Source organism: Roseiconus lacunae (assembly GCF_008312935.1).
Taxonomy (GTDB): Bacteria; Planctomycetota; Planctomycetia; order Pirellulales; family Pirellulaceae; genus Stieleria; species Stieleria lacunae.
This window is the reverse complement of the sequence record NZ_VSZO01000074.1, coordinates 1-2415: the sequence shown is the minus strand read 5'-3', so window position 1 is coordinate 2415 and position 2415 is coordinate 1. Positions and strand designations below refer to the sequence as shown.

Sequence of the window (2415 nt, the reverse complement as noted above, 5' to 3'; positions counted from 1 at the left end):
GGTCACCATATCTGGCGTGTGCGTTAAGCTGAATTCAAAGCTAGAAGAACAGACCATCGTGACCAGGCACGACGAACGTTGGTGATAACGGGGTTGCGGCCAAGCATCGTGAACTCAGCAATCAACTGCGCCGCAACTCCCGTTCATCACATGGTTCGTCATGCCTACGGTTGCCGTCGGCTGAAAGTTGGACGGCGCAAAATCATTGTAGCAATTCCAGAATGACCGGAGCGTCAACATCAGTCAGAATTCCGACATCAAACCGTAACACCAAGAGCGATCAACGAGCGACAGAGGTATCGTCGGTATTGGATGGGCCGGTATGTAAATCAGTAGGTTGAGCCAGGAGCAACAGCCAAACCGCTATAACAGGTGCGATCAACAGGCGACTACTGTTCCGTTGTCAATCGATGGGCCACTACGTGAGTCATCCTGTAAGACGAAAGTGACTTGCGCCGCGAATCACCAAGCCAAATTCCGTTTGGACAAGATGACCTATCAACCCGTGACATCAAGAGCGATCACCAGGAAACAGAGGTCGCGTCACGAAGCAATGGGCCCAGCTCCAGCCACAAAGACAGGCGTCGGATCTGATCCGCATTCGAAGGTGAATGAACCAACGATCGTGAAGTAGCACGACGAACGGCACACGTCACCGGGTACGCGCGAAAGATTCTCAATTTCAAAACCGCCTGACTCGCGTACTCCGGTGCACGCGATTGTTCCCCGCAGATTGCGATGTGCCGTCAACGTTAGTCAAATGCACATTGTGGATTCATTTCAGCCGGGCTACGCCAATTGATTTGGTGATCGGATTCTAGCTCTTGTTTGGCATCGTGCCAAATGCGATGACACAAACCGCGACCGGAGGATAGAAAGTCCGCCATGTCTGGTGACGTCTTTCGCAAGTCATCCATCCGCTGTTCATGTTCCCGACGAACGCGCAACGCGACAGATTTCAATACAGAGCTAATGATTGGCCCCGCGATGGGATCTTGTTCAATTGGGTCGCGAAGCATTCCCGAATCGTCTTGTTCCGCGGTGGCGACCATTGTGATTTGCTGATCGGGCGGAAATTGCGACAACGCTTCCCGCGCGGCAAGCAGTGGCATCCCGGTTGCCCGTCGTAGTCGTGCGATCAATTCTGTTGCGACTTTGTTGTTCACGATCCTTCAGTCGGGGAACGGTGGTGGTCACCACGTCGGCGCGGGTGCCGTGAACTCAAATGTAAACCCAACTCGCCGACTGTGGTGCACCACTTGGTTCGTCGATTTACGGTTGTCGCCACCATGAAGCTGGACAGTCCTAATCTATTGTAGCGATCGCAGGTTGACGTGGGGCGATCAATCAGTCTGGATCGGGACTAGAATAGTGTGTGCGAACCGTGGTACCGGATTCAAGTGACATCCGATCGAGAGGCATGATCGAGTGTTGGGGTCATTCGGAGACTCCACCGCGACAACGCAATAGGCGTACAGGATCACGAACCATTGTTGGCGATTGTTGGGTGTTGGAAACGTTTACCAAACCACGACATCAAGAGCGATCAACAGGAAACAGAGGTCGCGTCAACAAACGATGGGCCGACTGCAGTCACCATATCCGGCTTGTGCGTTGATCAAAATTGAAAGCTAGAAGAACAGACCATCGTGACCAAACACGACGAACGTCCAGGATCACGCGGCCGCGGCGAACGATTCACCACTCCAAAAACCTCGACTCCGCGGCTCGTCGTGCATCCGTTGGTTCTGCCTTCCGTCGTTCATGGTGGAACGGTGAACTGGGATGCAGCAAGAAAGGTTAGCAGCGTGGATGTCTCGAAGCAAACGCGACGTGAGAATCGAGCATCGGCGTATGCACGTGACAGGAATGATGTCACAAGCAGCAACGAGAACGCGGCGAGACAAAGGTGGTCGACCTGGGCGAGCGTGAGGGGCCCGAACGATGGTGTGTGCCAGATTGTCGGGAAACCGGTCGGCAGCATCACCATCAGCCAAAAAAATTTGCAGACGTAATGAAATACGAGAAACGTAGTGACGGTGAGGCGAAGCACATTGCCATCATCGGGATTTTCAAATTGCCAATTGCAATAGGCAGGCGATTTGGGCGTGTCCGATAAATGTGCGACAAAGATCGATACGGAGGCAAGTAAAGCGTAGTGCGCGACGATGCAGGCGATGGCGATCAAAGCACCAAACGCACCGCACCACATCATGAAAGCAGAGCCGGCAACCAATGCCAGCAACGCCTGAATCCCAAACGAGAAAGGTGCGTGAACTCGGCGGCGAATTCTCATGCTGCAGCAACGGATTCCTCAATGGCAGAACGTTGGTGATAACGGGGTCGCGGCCAAACATCGTGAACTCAGGAAACAGCAGCGCCCGCGACTCCCGTTCATCACATGGTTCGTCCGGC

At 53.7% G+C, this 2415-nt stretch carries 2 protein-coding genes; both read right to left on the bottom strand.

Annotated features, from left to right (window positions below):
- Positions 1 to 752: 752 nt before the first annotated feature.
- Positions 753 to 1166 (bottom strand): hypothetical protein, encoded by a 414-nt coding sequence (locus FYC48_RS25585; RefSeq protein ID WP_149499654.1) that lies wholly within the window; start codon positions 1164 to 1166, stop codon positions 753 to 755.
- Between the two features lie 596 nt (positions 1167 to 1762).
- The gene (locus FYC48_RS25580; protein WP_149499653.1) at positions 1763 to 2296 is read right to left on the bottom strand and encodes a hypothetical protein; all 534 of its coding nucleotides are present in this window, start codon (positions 2294 to 2296) and stop codon (positions 1763 to 1765) included.
- Between the last annotated feature and the right edge of the window lie 119 nt (positions 2297 to 2415).